General features: G+C 40.9%; 24 protein-coding genes and 1 tRNA gene. 5 read left to right on the top strand and 20 right to left on the bottom strand.

Annotated elements, in window-relative coordinates:
* Positions 1 to 6: 6 nt before the first annotated feature.
* Entirely contained in the window at positions 7 to 1,773 is a 1,767-nt protein-coding gene (argS, locus tag H8S37_RS14995; protein WP_186876883.1) for an arginine--tRNA ligase, read from the bottom strand.
* A gap of 194 nt (positions 1,774 to 1,967) precedes the next feature.
* On the opposite strand from argS, the gene H8S37_RS15000 reads away from it, so the two are divergent.
* From H8S37_RS15000 to H8S37_RS15015, 4 genes are all read left to right on the top strand, one after another.
* The gene (locus H8S37_RS15000; protein ID WP_186876884.1) at positions 1,968 to 2,876 is read left to right on the top strand and encodes a deoxyribonuclease IV; all 909 of its coding nucleotides are present in this window, start codon (positions 1,968 to 1,970) and stop codon (positions 2,874 to 2,876) included.
* A gap of 324 nt (positions 2,877 to 3,200) precedes the next feature.
* Positions 3,201 to 3,572, top strand: a complete 372-nt coding sequence (locus H8S37_RS15005) for a GntR family transcriptional regulator (protein WP_186876885.1) — start codon at positions 3,201 to 3,203, stop codon at positions 3,570 to 3,572.
* The gene (locus H8S37_RS15010; protein WP_186876886.1) at positions 3,569 to 4,267 is read left to right on the top strand and encodes an ABC transporter ATP-binding protein; all 699 of its coding nucleotides are present in this window, start codon (positions 3,569 to 3,571) and stop codon (positions 4,265 to 4,267) included. The genes H8S37_RS15005 and H8S37_RS15010 overlap by 4 nt, the downstream gene beginning before the upstream one ends.
* The gene (locus H8S37_RS15015) at positions 4,261 to 5,055 is read left to right on the top strand and encodes a hypothetical protein (RefSeq protein WP_186876887.1); all 795 of its coding nucleotides are present in this window, start codon (positions 4,261 to 4,263) and stop codon (positions 5,053 to 5,055) included. The genes H8S37_RS15010 and H8S37_RS15015 overlap by 7 nt, the downstream gene beginning before the upstream one ends.
* Before the next feature lie 343 nt (positions 5,056 to 5,398).
* On the opposite strand, the gene H8S37_RS15020 is transcribed toward H8S37_RS15015, so the two are convergent.
* From H8S37_RS15020 to H8S37_RS15110, 19 genes are all read right to left on the bottom strand, one after another.
* Positions 5,399 to 6,232 carry an Rpn family recombination-promoting nuclease/putative transposase gene (locus H8S37_RS15020; RefSeq protein ID WP_186876888.1) on the bottom strand — a complete coding sequence of 278 codons (834 nt, stop codon included), beginning with the start codon at positions 6,230 to 6,232 and terminating at the stop codon, positions 5,399 to 5,401.
* Between the two features lie 426 nt (positions 6,233 to 6,658).
* A complete protein-coding gene (locus H8S37_RS15025) occupies positions 6,659 to 6,991 on the bottom strand; it encodes a branched-chain amino acid transporter permease (protein WP_186876889.1) in 333 nt (110 codons plus the stop codon).
* Positions 6,982 to 7,686: an AzlC family ABC transporter permease gene (locus H8S37_RS15030; protein WP_186876890.1), complete on the bottom strand. Its 705-nt coding sequence runs from the start codon at positions 7,684 to 7,686 to the stop codon at positions 6,982 to 6,984. Before H8S37_RS15030 ends, H8S37_RS15025 begins: the two co-directional genes overlap by 10 nt.
* A gap of 74 nt (positions 7,687 to 7,760) precedes the next feature.
* A tRNA-Arg gene (locus H8S37_RS15035) sits at positions 7,761 to 7,832 on the bottom strand.
* Between the two features lie 60 nt (positions 7,833 to 7,892).
* A complete protein-coding gene (locus H8S37_RS15040) occupies positions 7,893 to 8,843 on the bottom strand; it encodes a DUF5688 family protein (RefSeq protein ID WP_186876891.1) in 951 nt (316 codons plus the stop codon).
* A 249-nt stretch (positions 8,844 to 9,092) separates the two neighbouring features.
* Positions 9,093 to 9,650, bottom strand: a complete 558-nt coding sequence (efp, locus tag H8S37_RS15045) for an elongation factor P (protein ID WP_186876892.1) — start codon at positions 9,648 to 9,650, stop codon at positions 9,093 to 9,095.
* Between the two features lie 100 nt (positions 9,651 to 9,750).
* Complete coding sequence (locus H8S37_RS15050) at positions 9,751 to 10,248, bottom strand: YqeG family HAD IIIA-type phosphatase (RefSeq protein ID WP_186876893.1); 498 nt, start codon at positions 10,246 to 10,248, stop codon at positions 9,751 to 9,753.
* Complete coding sequence (locus tag H8S37_RS15055; protein ID WP_186876894.1) at positions 10,248 to 11,033, bottom strand: shikimate kinase; 786 nt, start codon at positions 11,031 to 11,033, stop codon at positions 10,248 to 10,250. Before H8S37_RS15055 ends, H8S37_RS15050 begins: the two co-directional genes overlap by 1 nt.
* 124 nt (positions 11,034 to 11,157) lie before the next feature.
* Positions 11,158 to 11,841 (bottom strand): peptidoglycan recognition protein family protein, encoded by a 684-nt coding sequence (locus tag H8S37_RS15060; protein WP_186876895.1) that lies wholly within the window; start codon positions 11,839 to 11,841, stop codon positions 11,158 to 11,160.
* 78 nt (positions 11,842 to 11,919) lie between these two features.
* Positions 11,920 to 12,384, bottom strand: coding sequence for a DUF1648 domain-containing protein (locus H8S37_RS15065; RefSeq protein ID WP_186876896.1), 465 nt, complete (start codon positions 12,382 to 12,384; stop codon positions 11,920 to 11,922).
* A gap of 151 nt (positions 12,385 to 12,535) precedes the next feature.
* Complete coding sequence (locus tag H8S37_RS15070) at positions 12,536 to 13,186, bottom strand: CatA-like O-acetyltransferase (protein ID WP_186876897.1); 651 nt, start codon at positions 13,184 to 13,186, stop codon at positions 12,536 to 12,538.
* A 140-nt stretch (positions 13,187 to 13,326) separates the two neighbouring features.
* Positions 13,327 to 14,781 carry an IMP dehydrogenase gene (gene guaB / locus H8S37_RS15075; protein WP_186876898.1) on the bottom strand — a complete coding sequence of 485 codons (1,455 nt, stop codon included), beginning with the start codon at positions 14,779 to 14,781 and terminating at the stop codon, positions 13,327 to 13,329.
* Between the two features lie 786 nt (positions 14,782 to 15,567).
* Positions 15,568 to 17,193, bottom strand: coding sequence for a chaperonin GroEL (groL, locus tag H8S37_RS15080; protein ID WP_186876899.1), 1,626 nt, complete (start codon positions 17,191 to 17,193; stop codon positions 15,568 to 15,570).
* A gap of 50 nt (positions 17,194 to 17,243) precedes the next feature.
* Positions 17,244 to 17,528 (bottom strand): co-chaperone GroES, encoded by a 285-nt coding sequence (gene groES / locus H8S37_RS15085; RefSeq protein ID WP_186876900.1) that lies wholly within the window; start codon positions 17,526 to 17,528, stop codon positions 17,244 to 17,246.
* A 141-nt stretch (positions 17,529 to 17,669) separates the two neighbouring features.
* Positions 17,670 to 17,984 carry a hypothetical protein gene (locus tag H8S37_RS15090; protein WP_186876901.1) on the bottom strand — a complete coding sequence of 105 codons (315 nt, stop codon included), beginning with the start codon at positions 17,982 to 17,984 and terminating at the stop codon, positions 17,670 to 17,672.
* 62 nt (positions 17,985 to 18,046) lie between these two features.
* Positions 18,047 to 18,826, bottom strand: a complete 780-nt coding sequence (gene codY / locus H8S37_RS15095) for a GTP-sensing pleiotropic transcriptional regulator CodY (protein WP_186877038.1) — start codon at positions 18,824 to 18,826, stop codon at positions 18,047 to 18,049.
* Positions 18,827 to 18,919: 93 nt separating this feature from the next.
* Positions 18,920 to 20,992, bottom strand: coding sequence for a type I DNA topoisomerase (topA, locus tag H8S37_RS15100; RefSeq protein ID WP_186876902.1), 2,073 nt, complete (start codon positions 20,990 to 20,992; stop codon positions 18,920 to 18,922).
* A 30-nt stretch (positions 20,993 to 21,022) separates the two neighbouring features.
* On the bottom strand, positions 21,023 to 22,120 hold the full coding sequence (gene dprA / locus H8S37_RS15105) for a DNA-processing protein DprA (RefSeq protein WP_186876903.1): 1,098 nt from the start codon (positions 22,118 to 22,120) through the stop codon (positions 21,023 to 21,025).
* A 5-nt stretch (positions 22,121 to 22,125) separates the two neighbouring features.
* Entirely contained in the window at positions 22,126 to 23,667 is a 1,542-nt protein-coding gene (locus tag H8S37_RS15110; RefSeq protein WP_186876904.1) for a YifB family Mg chelatase-like AAA ATPase, read from the bottom strand.
* A gap of 331 nt (positions 23,668 to 23,998) precedes the next feature.
* Here H8S37_RS15110 and sigK point away from each other — a divergent pair, with 331 nt between their 5' ends.
* Entirely contained in the window at positions 23,999 to 24,619 is a 621-nt protein-coding gene (gene sigK, locus H8S37_RS15115) for an RNA polymerase sporulation sigma factor SigK (protein WP_186876905.1), read from the top strand.
* The last annotated feature ends 57 nt before the right edge of the window (positions 24,620 to 24,676 follow it).

The raw sequence follows: 24,676 nt of genomic DNA on the forward strand, positions 1-24,676 counted from the left end.
TTCTGTTTACATCCTTTCCGGCGCCTCAAACCCAAGCAGATCAATACTGGTTTCCAATATTTTTCTAGTAAGCATCAAAAGAGCGATATAACTTTCTCTAAGCTTTTCATTCTCCTCTGTCAAAATCTTCGTCTCATGGTAGAACTTGTTAAAAGCATTTGCCAGATCATAAATATAGGCACATATTTTATGTGGAGCTATCTCTTCATATACGGTTTCAATCACATCATTAAATTTTGCCGCTTCCAGCATCAAGCTCTTTTCGCACTCACTCTGTGCCGCGCTAATACTAATTCCTTCCGGTGTCTTTCCAGACTCTACATATTTATTCAAAATAGATTTGATACGTACAATCGTATATAAAATATAAGGTCCTGTATTTCCCTCAAAAGAAGTAAAGCGGTCTACGTCAAAGATATAATCTTTCCCAGCCTGATTTGATAAATCTCCATATTTAATTGCCGCCAGTCCTACTATCTGTGCGGTACGCTTTGCTTCCTCCTCCGGAACAGTACGATTATCCATGATCTTTTTATACATCTCCTCATGGATCTCCCGTATCAGATTTTCCAGACGCATAACGCCGCCTTCTCTTGTCTTAAACGGCTTTCCGTCCTTACCATTCATTGTTCCGAAGCCTAAGAATTTAAGTTCTGTTTCTTTTCTTACAATTCCGGTTTTTTTTGCACAGCGGAATACCTGGACAAAGTGCATTTCCTGCCGTTTATCCACCACATAAATAACCTCGTCCGGCTGATAGAGCTTCTCTCGTTCCACTAAAGTCGCAAGATCGGTTGTGTCATAAAGTGCAGCTCCGTCTGATTTTAAAATCATGCAGGGAGGAATTTCCTTTTTATCACTCTCCTCCTGTACGTCTACCACAAGTGCGCCCTGATCATAGTGCGCATATCCGCCGTCTTTGAGCATTTCCACCATAGAAGGAATATATTTCTGAACGTCTGCCTCTCCTTTCCAGAGTTCAAATTCTACGTTCAGATTCTTATAATTCTTCTTCAGATCTGCCACTGATATGCGCATAATATGCTCCCATATCGCACGGTACCCTCTATGCCCGTTCTGTAAAAGATATGTCGCCTTCAACGCTTCCTCGCGGTATGCTTCATGTTCTTTCGCATACGCACTTGCAAAAGGATAAATTTCCTCCAGCTCCGCGATCGTAAATGGTGCTTCTTTGGGATATTCCCCTTCATAAGATGTATCAAAATATGGAAGCTTAGGCTGCCGTTTCTTTAACTCTGTAATAATCAAGCCCATCTGATAGCCCCAGTCACCCAAATGAATATCTCCAATCACTTCATTTCCCTTGTACCTTATAATTCTTTTGATACTTTCTCCTATGATTGCAGAGCGCAAATGTCCTACATGCAGCGGTTTTGCGACATTCGGGCCGCCATAATCAATCATTACCGTCCTCGCTTCTGCACACTTACTGACACCAAGCATTTCATCCAATGCCATTTTATTTAAGTAATCTGCCGCAAATTTCTTTTCAATTTTCAAATTGATAAACCCAGGATTTACCGCCTCCGCCATCTCAAAACAGGCGCTGTCTTTTAGAAGCTCCACTACTTCTCCCGCTATCATTGCAGGAGCCTTTTTATAGGTTTTTGCAGCCGCCATCGCCCCATTACACTGATATTCACACAAATCCGGACGATTGGACAGGGTCACTTTTGCAAATTTTTCATCATATCCTGCCTGTTTAAATGCTTCCTGCATCTCTATCGTAATACATTCTAACAACGTTTTCACTTTTCTTCCACGCTCCGTTCTCTCTTACTTCCCACAGCGGTACTTATTTTGCCGCTGCCTGTACCATGTTATTCTATCATGTCTCATTTGCAACGGCAAGACACAATCATTTTCAATATTGCCAATTTCATTTCTACATTTTATAATGACTTTATTATTAATGACATTATTAAACGAAGAAAGGATATACATTTATGAAAATAGGTTCTCATGTTGGAATGAGTGGAAAGGAAATGCTTCTTGGCTCTGCTAAGGAAGCCGTATCCTACGGTGCCAACACTTTTATGTTCTATACTGGCGCCCCTCAAAATACGAGAAGAAAGGAAATCAATGAATTAAATATAGAGCCTGCATGGGAGTATATGAAGGCCCACGGGATCGATGAAATCATCGTCCATGCTCCCTATATCATCAATCTCGGAAATGCTGTAAAACCAGAGACCTTTGAACTCGCAGTAGAATTTTTGGATAAGGAGATACAGCGAACTATCGCCTGCAAAAGTCATCTTCTCATCCTCCACCCCGGCGCTCATGTAGGAGAAGGTACTACTGTCGGGACAACCCAGATCATCAAAGGACTCAATGAAGTATTAACCAGAGAAACCAACTGTTATATCGCACTGGAGACGATGGCAGGAAAGGGCTCTGAAATCGGGCGTTCTTTTGAAGAGCTTGCGGCGATTTACGAGGGAGTTACTTATAATGAAAAGCTCCGCGTCTGCTTCGACACCTGTCATACAAGCGACAGCGGCTATGATATTATTCATCATTTTGACGATGTGATTGCTGATTTCGATCGCATAATCGGAAAAGAACAGATTGCTGTCTTTCACATAAATGACAGTAAGAATATTCCAGGTGCCAAAAAAGACCGCCACGAAAATATTGGCTTCGGAGAAATTGGCTTCTCTGCTTTACATTATATCGTACACCATGAAGATTTCATCGATGTTCCTAAAATTTTAGAAACTCCCTATATTCCATCAGAGGTAAATCCCAAAAAGTCTTACGCTCCTTATAAATACGAAATAGAAATGTTAAAAAGCGGTATTTTTAACCCACAGCTTAAGCAGCATATTTTATCCGACAATGAAAAGCCTTAAGAACATCCAAAAAATTTTGCAAATAATTGTTGACAGCCCCCCCCTTTCATTGTATGATTGTATTATATAGATAGTACAAATATCACACTACCAAATATCTTATATTCTAAAAGGTACGCCGTAATTCATTCCTTTCGGGATGGCGGGTTTTTCCGATAAGATATACCCTAAAGGTTACACCGCAATGCATCCCCCGAGACAGCGGGTTTCGCCCGCTAAGGTAATCCCTAAGATATTTGCTTCACACGGTTACTGCCGGATTCATGTTTTCTCTATATATCCGGTCTGTTGTCCACAGCAATTAAAGAAAACGAGGTGACTTAGATGCCATGGGATTTAGATAATGATCGCCCCATTTATCTACAACTGATGGAACGTATCCAACAGGATATTATCGCCGGAGTCTACAAGCCCGGAGATAAAATCCCTTCTGTCCGTGATTTAGCTTTAGATGCCGCTGTCAATCCCAATACAATGCAAAAAGCGCTGGCGGAGCTGGAACGGAATGGACTTGTATATTCTCAGCGAACAAGCGGAAGATTTATTACAGAGGACGAGGTTATGCTTAAAAAAATGAAAATGCAGCTGGCCAAAGAACATATCCAGCAATTTTTTGAAAAGATGCACCAGCTGGGATTCCGTGATGAGGAGACACTCGAAATGATACAGGATGCGTTAAAGGGGGAGAGACAATGAAACCAATTTTAGAGTGCCAGGGCCTGACAAAAAAATATGGAAATTTTTTCGCCCTTTCTAATCTGAATCTAACACTGGAAAGAGGACAGATTATAGGTTTGCTTGGTCCAAATGGAAGTGGAAAAACAACGCTTATTAAACTAGCCAATGGGCTTTTGACTCCAACTGATGGACATATCATAATCAATAGTATGTCGCCAGGAGTAGAAACAAAGAAGATTATCTCTTATCTTCCGGAAAGAAGTTATCTGAACACCCACATGAGAGTAGAGGATATTCTGACGTATTATGTCGATTTCTATGAAAATTTTAATCTTTCTCGTGCAACCGCCATGCTGAAAGACTTGGAAATCGACACACACGCAAGGCTGCGTTCCCTTTCAAAAGGTACGAAAGAAAAAGTGCAGCTTGTCCTGGTAATGAGCCGAGATGCTGATTTATATATACTGGACGAACCGATTGGAGGGGTAGATCCCGCTGCAAGGGATTATATCCTTCAAACTATTTTAACCAACTACACTGAAAATGCCACTGTACTTATTTCCACTCATCTTATTTCTGACATCGAGAATGTATTAGACAGTGTTGTCTTTTTGCAGTACGGTCAGCTTGTCTTAAACGCTACTGTTGATGAAATACGTTCACAGCGCGGCAAATCGGTCGATGCATTATTCAGGGAGGTATTTAGATGTTAGGGAAGCTTATAAAATATGATTTAAAATACGGCTATAAAATAATCCTCATTGTCCACGCCGTCCTTATGGTCGCCTGTATCATGGGGCGTTTTGTGCTGAATAAGGTAGACTTTCGCGCCCCATCCGAAGCCCTGGGCGCCATGCTTGCTATCTTCATTGCACTTTTTGCCCTTTTAATCGCTGGGGTTTCTTTTGCTACCTGCGCAGTAATTGCTGTTCGTTTTTATAGGAATTTGTTTACAGATGAAGGGTATCTTACATGGACTTTGCCGGCAACCCCACTTGAACATCTGTGGAGCAAAATCATTTCTGGCGTCATCTGGTACACCTTCGATATTTTACTGTGTTATCTAGGTCTTCTTATTCTTGTAACCGGCGATAACGTCGTGTCCCTTTATACACAGATTGCCCCTGAGATGACAGAAGCTCTCGGTATGTCATTTTCTTCATTTACCTTATACATTGTACTTTTTTCCTTATTCAGTACGCTTGCTTCTGTCATAATGATTTATGCATCGATTACAATCGGACAGCTTTTTCCAGGTCACAGAATTCTGGGTGCTATTATCTCCTATTTTGCACTTTCCTTTATCATACAGATATTTACACTTGTTTGCATGTTGCTGTTTAATCTCTTTCCATATGTTGGAGATACAATGACGGGAAGTACAGCATCCCATTACCTTTTCTCAAGCCTCGGACTTGGTGTCCTGCTTATAACAATTACCGCTATACCAGAATATTTCATAACCCACTACATTATGAAAAAGAAAATCAACCTAATATAAATTTAACGAAGTAACAAGCAGTACGAAAAGAACAGGCGAACTGTATTCGGAACGCTCCTTGTCAATGCCCTGCTTATCTGACACAGTGTTTTTCGCTGTCACTTTCAGTCAGAAGTTTTTCCCCTGTCGTTCGGAAGGCACCTTCCTATAGACGAAGGAAAAACTTCTGACTGGGAGTCTGTAGCAGCGTGAAACCGGTTCTGTTCTGTCTGAAATTATAAACTTAAGCTGGCGAAAGTGTAAGCGCAAGAGGGCGTGTATTGCAAAAGTGAGGAATTCCGGCGAAGCCCTGACGAACGTTGCAATACACGCCCTCTTGCGTGAACCATTTCGTCAATTAACTTTATAATTCTGCTATTATTTTTTGAATGGTTTCTATATCTTCTTCCAGCATTTCTGCTATCTCTTCTGCTGCATACCCTTTTTGTACTTTCTTTTCTACCAGTTCTTTTAATTTTTGTGTCAAACCTTCCTGGCGCCCTTCTTCACGTGCTTTCTCCTGCTCTAATATCTTTTCTTCCCATGCCTGCATGTACTTCACTCCAATCTTTTCACTGGATTTGATAGCGTGGATCCGTTTTTGGATATTATGTATCCTCTCACTGGCAGAGGCTGCGCTCACTTCCTCTGTGGTATGTTCCATATACCTTAACAGCTCTATCAATTCTTGTGGTACTCCTTCTGTGTGCTGTCCGCGGGTATTTAAAAATATCCGAACAGCGCCGTCCTGTAAGGACAATCCAGGAACTTCCTTACACTGCATCTGAAAGGTATATCGGTATAACCCATAGCCGAACAGATCAAAGGGACAGATAAGAATAATATAGACAGGATTCAGCCTTTGAAATCCCACTTCTCCTGGCTTTAAAAGGTTGGAATCGATGAGCGCCTGGTAAAACCGGCTTCGTTTTGGCAGATTTCCGGTATCTTCTTTCTGTACCTCTGTGTTGTATATGCGTTCCTCTTCATCCATTGCCCAGACATCCAGACGGACATATCGATTCAGCGGATGGGTGCGCTGCTCTTTTTCTGTCTGGGGCAGGAGTTTTAAAACAACCTCCCTTCCCAGAATAATCTCCAGCATGTCCCGCATTGTATCTGGGTCATCAGCAGCCTGTGAGAATAAAAAACGATCCAGCAGATTCAAATCCTTCAATGTTTTTTGTTTTTGTTCCATATTTACTTTTCCTCCTTTTATTATAGGGAAAAGCCTTACACTTTACAACACTTTCCCCTTAAGTTATGCAGCATTTACGGTAACTTGTCTGGTGTTTTTCGTAGATTCGACGCCAGACATAAAAATGTATAAATGACCGGTAACACACATAATAGAATAGCTGCTATTTACAATCGTTTTTTTGCTTCATTGGGTAAAGATTCAGAATATCCAGGCAGCTAACTGCCGGAAAAACGATTGTCCATCAGATGGACATAATAGAATACCTGATTTATTTAAATTTTTAGACATATAAAAACCGACGCCCTCCTGCTGCAAACCTCTGACAGCAGTACCCATCTCTTTTCAGTTGGGACATTACAGCAGGATAAGCCCGATCTTTTCTCTTCGAATTATAAGATTCATTCTTTAGAATATATATTTATCTCAAAAAACTGTCTGTATAAGTATCATATACAAGACAGTTCCTGCCCCTATACTCAGCAGATTATTTCTTTTCCATATATGCAGTACTGCCACAGTCAGTACCGCTATGCCTTCTGGAATACCATGCGGTGCTGTCAATACCTGGGTATCTTTTAAACAGTATACAACCAGCATCCCAATCACAGCAGGAGTCAACACCTTTCCAAGGTACTCAATCACCAGCGGAATCTTCTTTCCTTTCGGAAATACAAGAAATGGAACAACTCTTGTACAAAATGTCGTCAACGCCACTACTAGAATAATCAAAAAAGAGAGTCCTGCATTTACCGGCATATGTCCACCTCCTCCGAGATCCGCTTTCTAGATGCAAAAAGCACCAGTACACAGAGTATCATTGTGGGAAATACGAAATTTGCACTCCCAAATATCTGCAGACATAGAAATGCCGCCCCCACTCCGATCGCTGCCGGAATCCGGTTCTTCTTTTCCAGCCACTGTTCTATAAAAATAACAACAAACAGGGCAGTCATTGCGAATTCAATACCTTCAGCATTAAAAGGCAGTACATTTTTTAAGATTCCTCCAATCGCTGATCCAATAATCCAGTAGCATTGATCTAAAAGAGCAATTGCAAATAAAAATTTTTCCTCTTCGACATCCTTTGGTATCTTAACCGTACACAGAAGAGAATACGTCTCGTCTGTCAGAGAAAAAATCATATACCACCGCTTCTTCCCCATGCGGTGAAATTTATCCAGCAGAGATATGCCATAAAATACATGCCGTATATTTACCATCAAAGTCATAAATGCGACATGCAAAAATGAAACGCCCGGCACAAAAAAATTCACCGCCAGATACTGCCCTGATCCTGCATACACCATCACGCTCATCAGTACTGCCCACAAAGCTGAATAGCCTTTTTCCGCATACATAACGCCAAACGCAATCCCAATAAACAAATATCCTGTCAACACTGGAATTGTATAAGGAAATGCCCTTCGAAATGCCTTTTTATATCCTCTCATTCTCCTGCCCCTTTCCCCTGGCACATGCTTTTTTCCTTGTTTAAGGAGTCTCTCTTTTACAGGCATAAAAAATACACGTCTGGGCGGGATCGAACCGCCGCACATGCCTCCGGAGGGCATTGCTCTATCCACTGAGCTACAGACGTATAAATTCAGGCCCCGCCGAAATACGATTTTCTATCTTCTTTCCAACGGAGTAACCTTAATTATCCTAGCATAATTCCAGCAGATTGTAAAGAGCAACCTTTTAGCTTTTTCTTTGTACGCTCGTAAATGTATGCGTGATTGCTTAATACTTCTTCATCCAAAACCTGTGTTTCATTAATTTCTTTTACCATTCTGTTCATTTCTTCTGGAACCAGGCCTTTAGATACAGGTACAATTATCACTTCATGTATGCTGCTTGGCAATATGTAATAATCCTCCTGCAAAATATCTCCTACCATCTCCAGTATTTGGGGATATATAATGCACGCAGCTCCCAGATTTCTTATCGTATTTGACAGTACATACATCGAATCATATTCTATATATCCACCCTGCAGCAGGTTCTTCTCCTCTCTGTCTCCCATACAAATTTCATCCGCCGTATCCGTTTCCAGGATGCTGCGCATAGTATAAAACTGCGCTGGAAGCAGCTGCATTACATTCCTCTGTGCATCTTTCCATATACGCTCCATGTTTACATTCCATCTGGTAAGATGCTCATTATATATGAGCATTGTTGCACTGCCGTCCCTGGTAACTCCTAAGAGCACATAAAATACAAGCGACAAATCCAATATGTCAATATGAGGTACTAGCGACAAAAGTTCTCTATTTTTTTCTGTGTTAATCAGTTTAAATACAACTTTTCTTCCTATGCTCGCATAGTTTTCAATCTCCTTTGGATTCCAAGGCTTTTTACATTTTACTTTTTCATAAAAGTTTACTATCTCTATAATAATTTCCTTCAAGGGTTTCCCTGTTCTATACGCTTCATAAAATTCCTCCAGATAAATTGTCGGAGAAATGTTTATTCCCGATGTCTCTATAATAATCCCCTGTTTTTCTTTTCCATTATTTTTTACCGCTTTATAAATGCTTGCTTTTGCCCCTCCTCTTAGTTCTCTATTCATTTCTTCCTTCACTACGCGCACAAACTCCTGATATAGCATACTACTCCTTTCTATTTTGCGCGTTCATCTTTCCATGAGAAAACCGGCACGATCTGTGCCATCTGATAAATATGATATGTATTTATTGAATTGAATCTATTTGGGTAACTTTGATTATAGAAGAATATGACCCAAAACACAATCCCGTACCAGGCAATATTTTGTTGCTTTTATATCCTTTCTTAATATTATAAAAACGCCTTACAGACTTTCATCTATAAGACGTTCTTGTTCCTACTCCTACGTATGTTATACTCTGGACAAGTATTCTCCTGTACGCGTATCAATCTTCAGTATATCACCTGTCTCACAGAACAGCGGAACCATAACGGTTGCTCCTGTTTCCACTACAGCCGGCTTGGTAGCTCCCTGTGCTGTATCTCCTTTAAATCCTGGCTCCGTCTCTGTAATTGCCAGTTCTACAAACAATGGCGGTTCTACAGAGATTACATTTCCATTATGCGAACAAATTTTTACTGTTTCATTTTCCTTTACGAATTTCAGTGCATCTCCTACTACTTCTGAGTTCAGTGCAATCTGATCATAGGTCTCAACGTCCATGAAATTATACAGATCACCATCACTATATAAATACTGCATATCTTTTCTATCAATATGCGCTTTCGGGAATTTTTCTGTTGGTCTGAATGTCTTCTCAACAACTCCGCCACTGATAATATTTTTTAATTTTGTTCTAACAAATGCTGCACCTTTGCCAGGTTTTACATGCTGGAATTCCAAAATCTGATAAATATTTCCGTCTATCTCAACGGTTACACCATTCTTAAATTCTCCTGCTGCAATCATTCGTAATCCTCCTTCAACCACGTATTATACGTGTTTTCCTAATATCGACTGTTTATAATTTTATAATAGTTTGCTTCTTTTTTCAAGCCTTTTTTATCTCCTAAGCATTCTTCTTATTATAAAAATGCAACACTAATTTTTCAAGATACCTTTTTAAAACAATCTGTATCTCTTCCTTGGGATGAATTGGTTTTACCAGAATATTACGGATTCCCGCACGTTTCGCTCCCCATACATCGGTAAACAGTTGATCCCCGATAAATACTGTATTCGTCTGATCTGTTCCCATTATTCTCATCGCCTTTATATAATTCTTTACAGAAGGCTTGTGCGCATTGTAAATATAATTTGTTCCAATATCCTGGTTAAACAGCTTCACACGTGCCTCCTGATTATTCGATATCAGACAAGAGGAAAACCCTATCTGTTCCAAGCGCTTAAATAATACCTTGGCACGTTTGTCTGCAGGAGCCCCATGTGGAACCAGCGTATTGTCTATATCGAATATAACCCCTCTTACACCCTCTTCATACAATTTTTCAAATGGGATGACATATGTAGACTCCATATATGCATCCGGAAAAAAACGTTCAAACATTATTTTCCATTCAACTCCATCAATTTTGTAATTAACTCTTCACATATCTGCAATACTGTTTTATGATCTGTCTGAATTACCACATCTGCGGCCGCCTCATATTTTTCCCGCCGTTTTTCCATCATCTCTGCAATGACTTCTACATTATTGCGTCCATCCAGTATTGGACGGTCATCACAGTCTTTCACCCGTTCATACACCGTCTGAGGGCTTGCTGTGAGTAAAACTACACGCCCGTTTTTCTTCATCTCTTTTACATTCTCTTCCTTAAGAGCAGCCCCTCCGCCGCAGGAAATAACGCAATTATTTGTATTCTGCAGTTCTTTTAAAAGCTTTGTCTCCAAGCTGCGAAAATATTCTTCTCCATAAGTCGCAAATATATCCGAAATACTCATTTCTTCGCGCTCTTCTATTACCTGATCCATCTCTATGAGACGCATAGCAAACATCGTACTTAAATAATCGGATATGGTAGACTTCCCTGCTCCCATAAAACCAATTAATACAATGTTATAATGAAATAGCTTGCGTGCCTGGATCCTCTTGCTATTGCGCATAATTCTTTTAAAGACATCCTGTATCTCTTCCTGATATTTGTTTCCTGCAAGCTTTTCTTTTCTTCGCTTCTCCTGCTTTTCTTCCTGTGCCGGCTGTAGGACGGGCATCCCGTATGTTTCTTTATATGCCATAATTTTTTCAATCACAGCATTTCTTTCCATCAGAGCATCTATAATCTTGTCATCGCATATCGCAAGCTGCTCCCGGTACATCTCCAAATCGTTCATTTTCCTCTTCCTTTTCTATCACAGCAAATAAAAATATGCCTATTTCAAGCCATATTCGCCAGTGCTTCATAATCTAACATATTATAACAACTTTCCCGCGCGATAGCAAGAAAATATTCGACCGCTATTTTGCCTCCTCTTCTGACCTTTCCATAGCAGCTTTTACATCCCCTTTAAATAGTTCCCACTCCTTCTCATTTTCCACAAAATACTTGGGACAATCTTTTCCAGTCACATCATAGTGCCGAATCACTTCATTTTCTGTAAGTCCGAATTTCTCACACAGCCATGCCGTAAGCTGCACCAATGAACGATACGTCTTTTTTGTGAATTTTCCACTCTTGTCTGGATGGCAGCATTCAATAGACACCGTATCATAATTTCTTTCATTTGATGCATATGCCACCTCCCATGTAGGAACGCACTGGATAATCTCTCCTTCCAACCCGATTACAAAATTGCTGCTTACAGAAGTTTCTCCGCTATCCTTCAGTCCATTAAAGTAATCTCTATTCTCCTGTGCTGTTGACCCGGGATTTGCCGTATAGTGAATTACGATTCCCGTTATTCCATTCGTCTCTATGCCTGGCCTGGAATATTCATTGACCTCTAAAAGCTGCACGTCAATCTCTGGTTTTGACGCATCTACTCTGATGCCGGTATTCTCCCCATTCCTCTTGCACACACAAGAATAGAACAGAAAAACTATGGTCAGAATAAAAAGTATGGCAAATCCTATTTTAATATACAGACGCTTTTTTTCTGCTCTTCCTTTATATCTTTTTCTATTGTATTTTTTTCTCTTCATTTGTACGCTCCGCAGTCACTTAATCTCCCCTTATTTTAGCATACTTTACTGCCCGCAATTTATAAGAATTTCTTAAAATCACTTTGCTTTTACGAGGCGTATGATATGGTAAATCAACGAACCAAACACAACCACCAAAAAGACAGGGAGAAAAAAGCCTGGAAGATTTTTCCCATTGACAGAATAAATCGTAAGAAAGGAAAAGACACCTGCCATCTCAAGCTTCACTGTCCCCAATAAATCTTTTAAAATGCGATATACTCTTTCCTTATTTTCCTCCGTCACTTCTACCCCCGTATTCCAAATTTGAGGGAATTGTTCTATTACGGATATTCCAATATACAGCACCCATCCTACCAGCAGCAGCACAAACAAGGAGCCCTTTCCTGTCATACTATCTATTTCTCCGGCGGCATTATAATGTCCCGGTATTTCCTGCGGAATCTTTCCCCATTTAGCAAACAGAAAAAATGTTGTCCCCGCCAGACACACAATACTTAAAATATTTATCGCCTTGTCAAATTTACTCTTCGTCGGCTTCATCAATTATTCCTCCGTTGCTTCTGTTCAAATATACTTTACTTTATACCACAATTTTGCCTCAATTCCAAATCTGTTTTCATATGTGAGCTGTAGTAATTCAAATTTTCTTTATTCTGCCAACCTCATTTACGTAATACAGATCTCGTCAATATTATTTAATCGTATTTAATGTATGTATCAGTTCTTGTACTTCGATGAAAAATCGGGACAAATGGAAACCATCCGCTACCGCATGATGGATATTCATAGTTAAAGGCATGATATATTTCCCTTGTTCCATTTCATACTTCCCCCAAGTAATAACAGGAGCAAGAAAAACACCTTCATCAAATACATGAACATCAAAATGTTTGTATTTTATCCACGGAATGCAGGTAACATCGAAGGAATTTAAAGGTTGATTTTCTACAAAAGCACGTTTCAATTTATTTTTTTCTTTATCAGCCATAAAACGGCTGTGAAATTCAAATAAATCATCAGAAAACACCGTGACAAGTTTTGTAAAATTTTCATCTTCCTTGTGAAAATCAACATAAGATGGGGAAACAAAGTCCCATTTAATCAAGTTTTTCTCTTTATCCCAACTATATTTAAATTCATCATGTGCATTAACAATTTTTGATACAATCCATATCATAGTGGGATAAAATTTCAAACCATTATTTCTTGTAAATTCAATCAATTTTGTAACGTCAACGTCCACTGTCAGGCTCATAACAATACGCATATCGTCAATATAGTTTTTAAATAAATTTCCCCTGCTCCATTCGCTTAAATCAACTCTTATATAATTTTGTTTCATTCCCATCCTCCTTTACACTTGAAAATTTTATGTACTCCTCTAAAAATGTGATTTTCTGCATTTTGATTAAAAGGAGACACTCTGTAAACGTATATCGTTCACAGAATCTCTCCTTTTATAATCTTTCTTATCCTTTTATTCTACTCGTCTACGCTATAATTCGGAGCCTCTTTTGTAATGTGTATATCATGCGGATGGCTTTCTTTCAGTGATGCTGCTGAAATCTTTATAAAGCTTCCATTCTCTTTGAGTTCTTCAATGGTATGTGCTCCGCAATAGCCCATACCAGAACGAATCCCTCCCATAAGCTGGAACACCGTATCTTCTACAGTTCCTTTATATGCCACACGGCCTTCTACACCTTCTGGCACTAATTTCTTTGCATTCTCCTGGAAATAACGGTCTTTGCTTCCATTCTCCATTGCAGCAATGGAGCCCATTCCGCGGTATACTTTATACTTTCTTCCCTGGAAAAGTTCAAACGTTCCCGGACTTTCATCACAACCCGCGAAAATACTTCCCATCATGCAGACATTTGCCCCTGCGGCAATCGCCTTTGTCATGTCTCCTGAATATTTGATGCCCCCGTCTGCAATAATCGGTACTCCATATTCCTTCGCTGCTTCATAGCAAGTCATAACCGCTGTAATCTGTGGTACACCGATCCCTGCCACTACTCGGGTTGTACAAATAGAGCCAGGTCCGATTCCAACCTTCACTGCATCTGCTCCCGCCTCAATCAGCGCCCTCGTCGCTTCTCCTGTCGCCACATTTCCTGCGATCACCTGTAAATCTGGATATTTCTCTTTCACCATATGAACTGCGCGCAGTACATTTGCAGAATGTCCATGTGCAGAATCCATAACAACAACGTCCACCTTTGCCTTTACCAGCTCTCCTACACGTTCCAGGCAATTCGCAGTAATGCCAATCGCGGCACCACAGAACAAGCGCCCCTGAGAGTCTTTGGCGGACAGAGGATATTTTATTTGCTTCTCAATATCCTTTATAGTAATCAATCCTTTTAAATTTCCTTCTGCATCTACGATTGGAAGCTTTTCTTTCCTTGCCTTAGCCAGGATTTTTTTCGCCTCATCCAGAGTGATTCCTTCAGGCGCTGTAATCAGTCCTTCTGATGTCATAGATTCTTTGATTTTTTTAGAAAAATCTTCCTCAAATTTTAAATCGCGGTTTGTAATAATTCCGACTAGCTTTCTTCCTTCTGTAATCGGAACTCCAGAAATTCTGAATTTTGCCATTAAGTTGTTCGCATCTTCTAATGTATGTTCCGGAGAAAGGAAAAATGGGTCCGTAATAACACCGTTTTCCGAACGTTTTACTTTATCTACTTCTTCTGCCTGCTGCTCTATACTCATATTTTTATGGATAATCCCAATTCCTCCCTGCCGTGCCATCGCGATTGCCATGCGGTGCTCTGTAACTGTATCCATGCCGGCACTCATCATCGGGATATTTAATCTTATTTTTTTTGTCAGGTTCGTAGATAAATCTACCTCGTTTGGAATTACTTCTGAGTATGCCGGTACCAGGAGCACATCATCAAATGTAATACCTTCTCCGATAATTTTTCCCATGTTTTCAATTCCTCTCTTTCTCATATATGTATAGCGTCAGTGTACAAGGGGCAACACGCCTCAAACCGCGTAATTTCGGCGATTTTCAGCGTTATCCTCAATCGGCGTACGTCCAGTACGCCTCAATCGTCTGCCTTGAAAAGCGCCGAAATTTCTGCGGTTGAGGTCTGAGAGTCGTGAAGAGACAAATTTAAGCCTCTTTTAGGCACTTGAACGACGCGTACAAAGACGTACGCGGAGTGAAAGCAACGACAAAGCGGCTTAAATTTGTCCTTCATCGACCGTATTGCCCCTTGTACACTGACGCTACCAACGGTTATCTGATATGGTACAAAAATTCAAGGTAATTGTCAATAGATTGTACAGCCGTATCTGGATTTGATATTGATAATTTTTAAATTCTATTATGAAGCTCTGCTTATAGAACTCCAAGACAGACATCATCGACCAGATCTCTTTCATTCGGGAAAATCATTTTTTAACAGAACAAAGTTTCCTAAACAAGAACAAAGTGGGCAAGCCCACTTCAACTCTCCTGCCCCTCAGTCTTGAGGGGCTTGTCCACTTTGCATGCCGCCGCAATACCGCAAAGCGGTAAAATTTCCTTATTGCGGCGTGCGCAGTCTCCGCTGCCGCTTCGGTCGGTGCTAAACGCGTGCCACTGGCACGCAGCACCCCGCCCGGAGAGCTTTTTGTATAATAGGAAATTTATCGAATTTTCCTATTATATAAAAAGAGAAGCCCATCGGACTTCTCTTTCTGCTTCCTATCTTTTGCAAGAATATATTACATCATTCCCATTCCGCCTGCACCGCCAGCCGGCATAGCAGGTGTCTCTTCTTTAATATTAGAAACTACAGATTCTGTTGTCAACAGTGTAGACGCAACGCTTGTCGCATTCTGCAGTGCGCTTCTTGTAACCTTAGCAGGATCCAGGATTCCTTCTTTTACCATATCTACATATTCTTCTTTATATGCGTCGAATCCCATTCCCGGCTCTTCCTCTCTAACCTTGTTGATAATTACAGAGCCTTCCAGTCCTGCATTTGTAACAATGTGATACAGAGGAGCTTCCAGAGCTTTCAGAATGATATTTGCTCCTGTCTTTTCATCTCCTTCAAGTTCTTCTGCCAGCTTTGCAACTTCTTTTGCCGCATGGATATAAGCAGAACCGCCTCCTGCAATAATTCCTTCTTCCACTGCTGCTCTTGTCGCATTCAATGCGTCTTCCATACGCAGCTTTGCCTCTTTCATCTCTGTCTCAGTAGCCGCACCTACGCGGATAACCGCAACGCCGCCAGCCAGTTTCGCAAGTCTTTCCTGCAATTTTTCTTTATCAAAATCAGAAGTTGTCTCTTCGATTGCTTTTTTAATCTGTGCAACGCGATCTTCAATTGCCTGCTTGTCACCACATCCGTCTACAATTACGGTATTTTCTTTCTGTACCTTTACGGATTTTGCACGTCCAAGCTGATCCATTGTCGTCTCTTTCAAATCCAGTCCAAGCTCTTCTGAAATTACCTGTCCGCCTGTCAGGATTGCAATATCCTGCAGCATTTCTTTTCTTCTGTCTCCGTATCCAGGAGCTTTTACAGCTACTACGTTGAATGTTCCACGCAATTTATTTACGATCAGTGTAGTCAGTGCTTCTCCTTCGATATCCTCTGCAATAATCAGAAGTTTTGCACCAGATTGTACAACCTGCTCTAACAGTGGAAGCAGATCCTGGATGCTTGTAATCTTCTTATCTGTAATCAGGATATATGGATCTTCTAAGTTTGCTTCCATTTTTTCCATGTCTGTCGCCATATATGCGGAAATATATCCGCGATCGAACTGCATACCTTCTACCAGATCCAGCTCTGTATGCATTGTCTTAGACTCTTCAATTGTGATAACTCCATCGTTGGAAACCTTTTCCATCGCATCTGCTACCATCTGCCCTACAGAATCATCACCAGAAGAAACTGCCGCAACTCTTGCAATCTGTTCTTTATCTTTTACTTTGCTGCTCATTGCTGCGATTGCATCTACTGCTTTGTCAGTCGCTTTCTTCATACCTTTGCGCAGTACAATCGGATTGGCGCCTGCTGCCAGATTTTTCATTCCTTCATTCACCATAGCCTGTGCCAGCACAGTCGCTGTTGTTGTACCGTCTCCGGCTACATCATTTGTCTTAGAAGCAACTTCTCTGATTAATTGTGCTCCCATATTTTCAAAACCATCTTCCAGTTCAATTTCCTTTGCAATTGTTACACCGTCATTTGTGATAAGCGGTGCTCCAAAAGATTTGTCCAGTACAACATTTCTTCCTTTTGGTCCCAATGTTACTCTAACTGTATCTGCCAGCTGATTTACACCCTTTTCTAACGCTGCTCTGGCTTCAGCTCCATATTTAATTTCCTTTGCCATTTCTAAGCATCTCCTTTTTCCTATATTTTTTGATTATAATGTTTATTCATTTATTCTACAATTGCGAGAATATCATTCTGTTTTACAATGATATATTCTTCTCCTTCAAGCTCTACTTCTGTCCCTGCATATTTGGAATAAATTACTTTATCCCCTTCTTTTACCTGCATTTTCACTTCTTTTCCATCTATAATTCCACCAGGTCCAACCGCAATAACTTCTGCTTCCTGTGGCTTTTCTTTCGCCTGGCCAGGTAAAACAATGCCTGATTTTGTTGTTTCTTCTGCTTCTAACTGTTTTAACACAATTTTGTCACCCAATGGTACTAACTTCATGGTAATTCCTCCTTAATTTTAGCTTTATAACTTTTTATTAGCACTCATTTATCTCGAGTGCTAACCCCATGAATATAAAATAGCACTCTGCCGACTATTTGTCAACAGAGTTTCTAAATTTTATAATTAGTTTATATTCCATCAACTTATTCCTGTTTCCCGTACATTATAGAATCCGTTTTCAATCCTGAATTTTAGTATATTCCTGTCTTCAGACTGATACCTTTCTTTTATTACGCCTGTACAGTAAAGTAATTCTGTCCTTGTCGAAATATAACATCTGTATTTTGCATCTAATGAAATCTTGGTCAAATCTTTTTCCTTGAGCTCCAACATTACTTCATCTTCTTCCAAATCATACCGTAAAACTCTGCACTGGTGAGTTACCTCATCAAATATCCCGTCCGCCGATATGACTTTCTCCATCTTTAAATCCACCGGATTACCTTCGTACATCCTCGCTCCTCCTTCTGTCAGATAAGGGGCATCAGCTTACTGACACCCCTTCCTTCTCTTTATTACAAACGTTCTTTTTTAATTCTTTCTAATTCTGTAAATACATAATCATTGAGGACTTTTATATATGTTCCTTTCATCCCTGAGGACCGGGATTCTATCACCCCTGCACTCTCGAATTTACGCAGTGCATTGACAATTACAGAACGAGTAATTCCTACGCGGTCAGCAACCTTACTTGCAACCAAAATCCCTTCTGTTCCATCTAATTCTTCAAAAATGTGTATAATCGCTTCCAATTCAGAGAACGACAGGGTACTGATTGCAGACTGGACAATATGCTCTTTTCTCGTCTCCTCAGCACTTTCCTCGTTGACAGAGCGCAGCATCTCGAGTCCTACAACAGCAGTCCCATACTCACTTAAAATAATATCATCTATCGAATACATGTCTGTCTGCTTGTAAATAAACAGCGTTCCAAGACGCTCTCCGGCAATATCGATCGGAGTGACAATCGCCTGATATCCGGCAGATGCATCCGGGGAGAAGCCTAGTGTTTCCAGATTTACATTTTCCTTTGTGGAAAGGATGTTAAGCAGCCGTTCGTTGAGCATACTGTCTATATGCGCGCCGACCGTCTCTGTAATTAATTCGTGGATTCCGTCCACTGTGCTGCACTTGCTGACACCGAGTATCTTTCCTTTCTTACTCACTACAAGTACATTGGAATCCAAAATCTCTGTAAGGACAGCACATATATCATTAAATACGACCTTACTGGAATTATTGTTGTGCAGTAACTTATTAATTTTTCTCGTCTTATCTAATAACTGTACGCTCATCATTTCCTCCAAACTAATTGTATATACAAATCTCATCAATTCACCAGATAATTTTATGCTATCATATAGTTTCTGAATTTTCAACACAATTCATCAACTCTTTTTCAAATTTCGGACATATCCACATTTCTCATCTGAACAAACTAATTTATTTCCTTTTTCTACCATGTATTTCCCACATTCCGGGCACTTCTCTTTGGACGGCTTCTGCCATGACATGAATTCACATTCCGGGTTATTCTCGCAGCCAAAATATTTTCTTCCTTTCTTTGTCTTGCGGATAACCACTTCTTTCCCGCACACTGGGCACGGCACTCCGATTTTTTCGAGATATGGCTTTGTATTACGACATTCTGGAAAGCCGGGACATGCCAGGAATTTACCGTGAGGACCATATTTAATTACCATATTTCTTCCACATTCCTCACAGATAACGTTCGTCACTTCATCTTCAATTTTTACACTTTCCAACTCTTTTTCTGCCGTATTTACCGCTTCATTTAAATCTGGATAGAAATTGCGTATGACTTCTTTCCATGCCACCTTGCCTTCTTCCACCATGTCCAAAAGCCCTTCCATATTTGCCGTAAAGTTTACATCCACAATGCTCGGGAAGGAATGCTTCATAATGTTGTTTACAACTTCGCCAATTTCTGTAATATACAGATTCTTCGCTTCTTTTATGATATACCGTCTTCCCAAAATTGTAGAAATTGTCGGCGCATACGTACTCGGCCGTCCAATTCCAAGCTCCTCTAATGTTTTTACAAGCGTCGCCTCGGTATAATGTGCCGGCGGCTGTGTAAAATGCTGCCTGGAATCAAAGCTTTCTTTTTTAAGAAGCGAGTCTTCTTTTAATCCCCCTACCAACACATTGCTCTCTTCTTTTTCCTCGTCAGCTTCTGTATAAACCAGACGGAATCCCTGAAAGACAATTTTGGAAGTCGCCACTGTAAATATATATTTTCCGGCTCCGATTCGTACCGATGTTGTTTCATAACGCGCTGGCTGCATTCTGCTGGCCGCAAACCGCTTCCATATCAGCTGATACAGCCGAAGCTGATCTCTTGTAAGAGAATCTTTCAGGGAAGCCGGTGTCCTTGCAATATCTGTAGGACGAATTGCCTCATGGGCATCCTGAATCTTTTTCTCTATTTTTTTTGCTGACGTCTGTTCCGTTACATATTCTTTTCCATAGGTCTCTGCGATATATTCTCTTGCCGCTGCGTCTGCCTCTTCTGAAATTCTCGTAGAGTCTGTACGCAGGTACGTAATCACACCGACTGTTCCATTTCCTTTGATGTCGATTCCCTCATATAACTGCTGGGCAATCCGCATTGTCTTTTGCGTTCCAAAATTCAGTACCTTCGCTGCCTCCTGCTGCAATGTACTTGTGGTAAACGGAAGAGGTGCTTTTCTGATCCTTTCCCCTCTTTTAATATTTTTCACAGCAAATTTTTCTTTTTCTAACTGTGCAAGTATTTTATCCAGCTCTCCCTTCGAGCCGATCGTGATTTTCTCTTTTTCTGTCCCATAGAACTTTGCCGTCAGCGGACGTTTCTCTCCCTCTATCTTTAGAATTGCATCCAGGCTCCAATACTCTTCCGGTATAAAGGCATTGATTTCCTCCTCCCTGTCTGCAATCAGACGAAGCGCCACAGACTGAACTCTTCCGGCGCTTAAGCCTCTTTTTACCTTTGCCCAAAGCAGCGGGCTTATCCGGTATCCTACCATCCTGTCTAATACACGACGCGCCTGCTGTGCATCTACCAGATTCATATCAATGTCTCGCGGATGTTTCAAGGATGCTTTCACTGCATTTTTTGTAATTTCATTAAATGTAATTCTGCGCATTTTCTTGGAGTCTAACTTTAAAGCTGCCGCTAAATGCCACGAAATAGCCTCCCCTTCTCGATCAGGGTCAGTCGCCAGATATACTTTGTCTGCCTTCTTCGCTTCTTTCCTTAATTTTGCCAGAATATCTCCCTTTCCTCTTATCGTAATATACTTCGGTTCATAGTCCTGCTCCACATCCACACCCAACTGACTTTTTGGCAGATCGCGAACATGTCCCTGAGAAGCATCCACCGTGTAGCTTCCCCCTAAAAATTTTTTAATTGTTTTCACCTTCGCCGGCGACTCCACGATTACAAGATAATGTGCCATAAAACAATTTTCCTCCATCGGCAATTATGTCTACTTGATTTTTATATAATAATTCTTAGATATTTCTCTGATTAACCCCTGTAACTCCAAAGATACTAACCTCTGTAAAAGTTCTTCGCTCTCCAGTCTGGTTTCTTCCAGCAACTGACTGATACTCTTGGGATACAAACCGACACAACTATACACCATATTTTCGGGACTTTCAAGCATTTTTTTATTTTTGTCTGATTTTTTATTGCCTGCTACCACTTGAATCCCTATCTCTTCCAACAATATTTCCGGTGATAGTAAAACCCCTGCTCCCTGCCTGATAAGCTGGTTACACCCTTCGCTTAACCCACTGTTTACAGGACCTGGAAGAGCATAGATATCTCTGCCTTGTTCCAACGCCATATATGCAGTAATCAAGGAACCACTTCGCTTCCGTGCCTCTATCACAAGTACTGTGTCTGACATTCCACTGATGATCCGGTTACGCATAGGAAAATGAATGGACAGGGGTGGTGTACCCGGAGGCTGTTCCGACAAAATCCCGCCTCCCTGTTCCAGAATATCCACATACAGCCCCATATGTTCTTTCGGATAACAGACATCTACGCCTGACCCAAGCACAGCAAATGTTTTTCCCTTCCCCAGCAGTGCGCCTCTCTGTCCCATTCCGTCGATTCCCCTCGCAAGCCCGCTTATAATTTCTACTCCGTATTCAGCCAGCATTTTTCCAAATTCCAGGGCGTATTTCTCACCATATGGTGTACACCTCCTGGCCCCTACGATTGCCGCATGCTTCTTCGTTTCATCCGGCAGGCTCCCTTTCACATACAATGCATATGGAAAATCTGCTATTTCTTTCAATTTCGAAGGGTACGCATCCATAAAACAGGTTATAAAGTGAATCCCTTTTTCTTCCAGCTTTTCATAGGCAATTTTTATATCTTTCTCTTTTTGTGCCTGCATAATTGTATTTCGTTCCTTCTCATTTAAGAACGTCAGTTTTCTCATTTCTGTTTCTTCTATATAATAAACTCTCTCTGCGGATTTCATGTGTGTATGAAGAAGATATTTTTTCTGATTCGGCAAATGCCGGATGCGTGCCAGCCAAAATTCATATTCCTTTTTTGTCTCTGTCATTTTCATCACCTTCCCCAATATTTTTTATCCAGTGTCCTATAGCCTATTGCCTCTCTTAAATGTTTCGCATGGATATTCTCACTTTCATCCATGTCAGCGATCGTACGCGCAACTTTTAATATCTTGTGATAAGAGCGTGCTGTCAGCTTCATCGTCTCAAATGCCTGCTGTAAAATATTCTTTCCCTCATTGTCAAGGAGACAGAACGTCTCTGTCTCTTTAATTCCCATCATGCTATTTGTATAGATTTCCATACCACTTTCTAAAAATCTGTTTTTTTGTATCCTCCTTGTCCTTACAATTCTCTCTCTGATGTCTGCTGAACTTTCTGTTTTCTTTTTTGTTGTCAGTTCTTCATACGTCACTCTGGGAGCCTCCACACAAATATCTATGCGATCCAAAAAAGGCTGGCTGATTTTTCTAAGATAATTCTGAATCTGTACCGGAGAACACACACATCTCTCCATATCTGGATAGCAGCCGCAGGGGCATGGATTCATAGCAGCTACTAAAATAAAATTTGCCGGGAACGTATAATTGCCATGTACCCGATTAATCTCGATTTTCTTTTCCTCCAGCGGCTGTCTGAGCACTTCCAGTACTGTTTTCCGAAACTCCGGCAGTTCATCCAGAAACAAAACTCCGCTGTGCGCAAGACTGATTTCTCCCGGCGACGGAACCAGGCCGCCTCCTGTAAGAGCTGCTTTCGTCGCTGTATGGTGCACACTGCGAAACGGCCGCTTTTCGATCAATGGCCGTTTCGTGTCCACAAGTCCGGCTATACTGTATATTTTTGTCACCTCCATACTTTCTTCGAGTGACATGGGCGGAAGTATCGTCGCCATTCTCTTTGCCGTCATAGATTTCCCACTGCCGGGCGGCCCAACCAGCAGGAAATTATGGCCGCCTGATACGGCAATCTCTGCCGCGCGCTCCACTGCCTCCTGTCCCTGCATATCCGCAAAATCCAATGTTTCTTTCATTTGGTGCTTTTTTCTGTTTCCTCCGCTGCATAGAGATGTGCTGAATATACTTTCTCCATTTAGATACATGCATACCTCTTTTAAGCTTTCTGCACCGATAATTTCTATCCCGCCTGCCAGGGAGCCTTCCGCTGCATTTTCTTTCGGCATAATGCAGGTTTTCACCTGCATTTCTTTCGCTTCTATTACAATTGGCAGAATGCCCGGCACTTTCAATAGTCTCCCATCCAGCCCCAGCTCTCCGATAAAAAGCTTATCCTTTATTGTCTTCTTCGGTATTTTTCCAAGAGCAGTTAAGATTGCCACCGCAATGGGCAGATCAAAGGATGCTCCTTTCTTCTTAATAGTTGCAGGTGAAAGGTTTACAACGGTTCTCTTAGGAGGATATTCCAGCCCCGTATTCTTGATTGCGGTTCGTACCCGTTCAGCCGCTTCTTTTACTTCCGACGAAAGATATCCCACCATGTGAAATACCGGAAGACCATTGCTGATATCCGCTTCTACACAAATAAATTCTACTCCAATCCCACGAACTGCCGCCGTAAAAACTGTACTTGTACTCATAGACTGCTCCTCTTAGCAGAAAACCTGACACATCAAAACACCACAAAATAAAAAACATGAAAAACTGAAAATTGACCGAATCGGTCAGATACCTTGTAAAAAGGCAAGACTGCCGGAAAGGATTCTCTCCGGAAATGTATACCCAAAAGGGCATACCGTAATACATTCCCTTCGGGAGGGCGGGCTTCGCCCTATAAGGTATGTATATGATAGCTTATGCAGCCAGAAGCTGTCAAGTAAATGCTCTGATTTTGTCCTTCTTTTCGTTGGAAAAGCACAAATTCTGCCACTTCCTCATAAACTATATCAAATGCGCTTAGAGGTGCTTCTCTTGAAATCATTTCCCAATCCCCTCACTCCTTCCGAAGAAAAATATTACATCCAGAAATATACAGAAGGAGACCTTCAGGCAAAGCACATCTTAATCGAACGAAACTTGCGCCTCGTCGCACATGTCATAAAAAAATACCAGTATCTGGATGAAGACCCTGAAGATCTCATCTCTATCGGAACGATTGGTCTTATCAAAGCTGTGGTCACCTTCAATCCCGACAAAGGAAACCGTCTCGCTGCTTACGCCTCCCGCTGTGTGGAAAATGAAATTTTAATGTATCTGCGGGCAAAAAAGAAAACAAACAAAGAAATCTCCCTCTATGAACCTATAGGCACTGACCGAGAAGGGAATGAAATTAAACTATATGATATTATTGAGACCGGAGAATTTGATGTCCCTGAAAAAGTCTATCTCAAAGAAAATATCCAAAAGCTCTATGAGAAGGTAGAAAGTGAATTGTCAAATAGAGAAAAGCTTGTGTTAAAAATGAGATATGGTCTCTACAACGGAGAAGAATATACACAGCGGGAAATTGCCAGACAACTTGGCATTTCCCGTTCCTACGTTTCCAGAATCGAAAAAAGCGCAATCGAAAAACTCAGAAAATTCTTCACATAAAACAGAATCCTTCCAGTTATAAAAACAGAGTCCTACTTTTGTGTTCAATATATACAA

The sequence above is a fragment of the Mediterraneibacter hominis genome, assembly GCF_014287475.1.
GTDB classification, from domain to species: domain Bacteria; phylum Bacillota; class Clostridia; order Lachnospirales; family Lachnospiraceae; genus Mediterraneibacter; species Mediterraneibacter hominis.

Coding starts and splice junctions, on each gene's coding strand:
- H8S37_RS15000 (WP_186876884.1), top strand. CDS start 1,968: ATGAAAATAGGTTCTCATGTTGGAATGAGTGGAAAGGAAATGCTTCTT.
- H8S37_RS15005 (WP_186876885.1), top strand. CDS start 3,201: ATGCCATGGGATTTAGATAATGATCGCCCCATTTATCTACAACTGATG.
- H8S37_RS15010 (WP_186876886.1), top strand. CDS start 3,569: ATGAAACCAATTTTAGAGTGCCAGGGCCTGACAAAAAAATATGGAAAT.
- H8S37_RS15015 (WP_186876887.1), top strand. CDS start 4,261: ATGTTAGGGAAGCTTATAAAATATGATTTAAAATACGGCTATAAAATA.
- H8S37_RS15020 (WP_186876888.1), bottom strand. CDS start 6,232: ATGGAACAAAAACAAAAAACATTGAAGGATTTGAATCTGCTGGATCGT.
- H8S37_RS15025 (WP_186876889.1), bottom strand. CDS start 6,991: ATGCCGGTAAATGCAGGACTCTCTTTTTTGATTATTCTAGTAGTGGCG.
- H8S37_RS15030 (WP_186876890.1), bottom strand. CDS start 7,686: ATGAGAGGATATAAAAAGGCATTTCGAAGGGCATTTCCTTATACAATT.
- H8S37_RS15040 (WP_186876891.1), bottom strand. CDS start 8,843: ATGCTATATCAGGAGTTTGTGCGCGTAGTGAAGGAAGAAATGAATAGA.
- efp (WP_186876892.1), bottom strand. CDS start 9,650: ATGATTGCAGCAGGAGAATTTAAGAATGGTGTAACCGTTGAGATAGAC.
- H8S37_RS15050 (WP_186876893.1), bottom strand. CDS start 10,248: ATGTTTGAACGTTTTTTTCCGGATGCATATATGGAGTCTACATATGTC.
- H8S37_RS15055 (WP_186876894.1), bottom strand. CDS start 11,033: ATGAACGATTTGGAGATGTACCGGGAGCAGCTTGCGATATGCGATGAC.
- H8S37_RS15060 (WP_186876895.1), bottom strand. CDS start 11,841: ATGAAGAGAAAAAAATACAATAGAAAAAGATATAAAGGAAGAGCAGAA.
- H8S37_RS15065 (WP_186876896.1), bottom strand. CDS start 12,384: ATGAAGCCGACGAAGAGTAAATTTGACAAGGCGATAAATATTTTAAGT.
- H8S37_RS15070 (WP_186876897.1), bottom strand. CDS start 13,186: ATGAAACAAAATTATATAAGAGTTGATTTAAGCGAATGGAGCAGGGGA.
- guaB (WP_186876898.1), bottom strand. CDS start 14,781: ATGGGAAAAATTATCGGAGAAGGTATTACATTTGATGATGTGCTCCTG.
- groL (WP_186876899.1), bottom strand. CDS start 17,193: ATGGCAAAGGAAATTAAATATGGAGCTGAAGCCAGAGCAGCGTTAGAA.
- groES (WP_186876900.1), bottom strand. CDS start 17,528: ATGAAGTTAGTACCATTGGGTGACAAAATTGTGTTAAAACAGTTAGAA.
- H8S37_RS15090 (WP_186876901.1), bottom strand. CDS start 17,984: ATGTACGAAGGTAATCCGGTGGATTTAAAGATGGAGAAAGTCATATCG.
- codY (WP_186877038.1), bottom strand. CDS start 18,826: ATGAGCGTACAGTTATTAGATAAGACGAGAAAAATTAATAAGTTACTG.
- topA (WP_186876902.1), bottom strand. CDS start 20,992: ATGGCACATTATCTTGTAATCGTGGAGTCGCCGGCGAAGGTGAAAACA.
- dprA (WP_186876903.1), bottom strand. CDS start 22,120: ATGACAGAGACAAAAAAGGAATATGAATTTTGGCTGGCACGCATCCGG.
- H8S37_RS15110 (WP_186876904.1), bottom strand. CDS start 23,667: ATGAGTACAAGTACAGTTTTTACGGCGGCAGTTCGTGGGATTGGAGTA.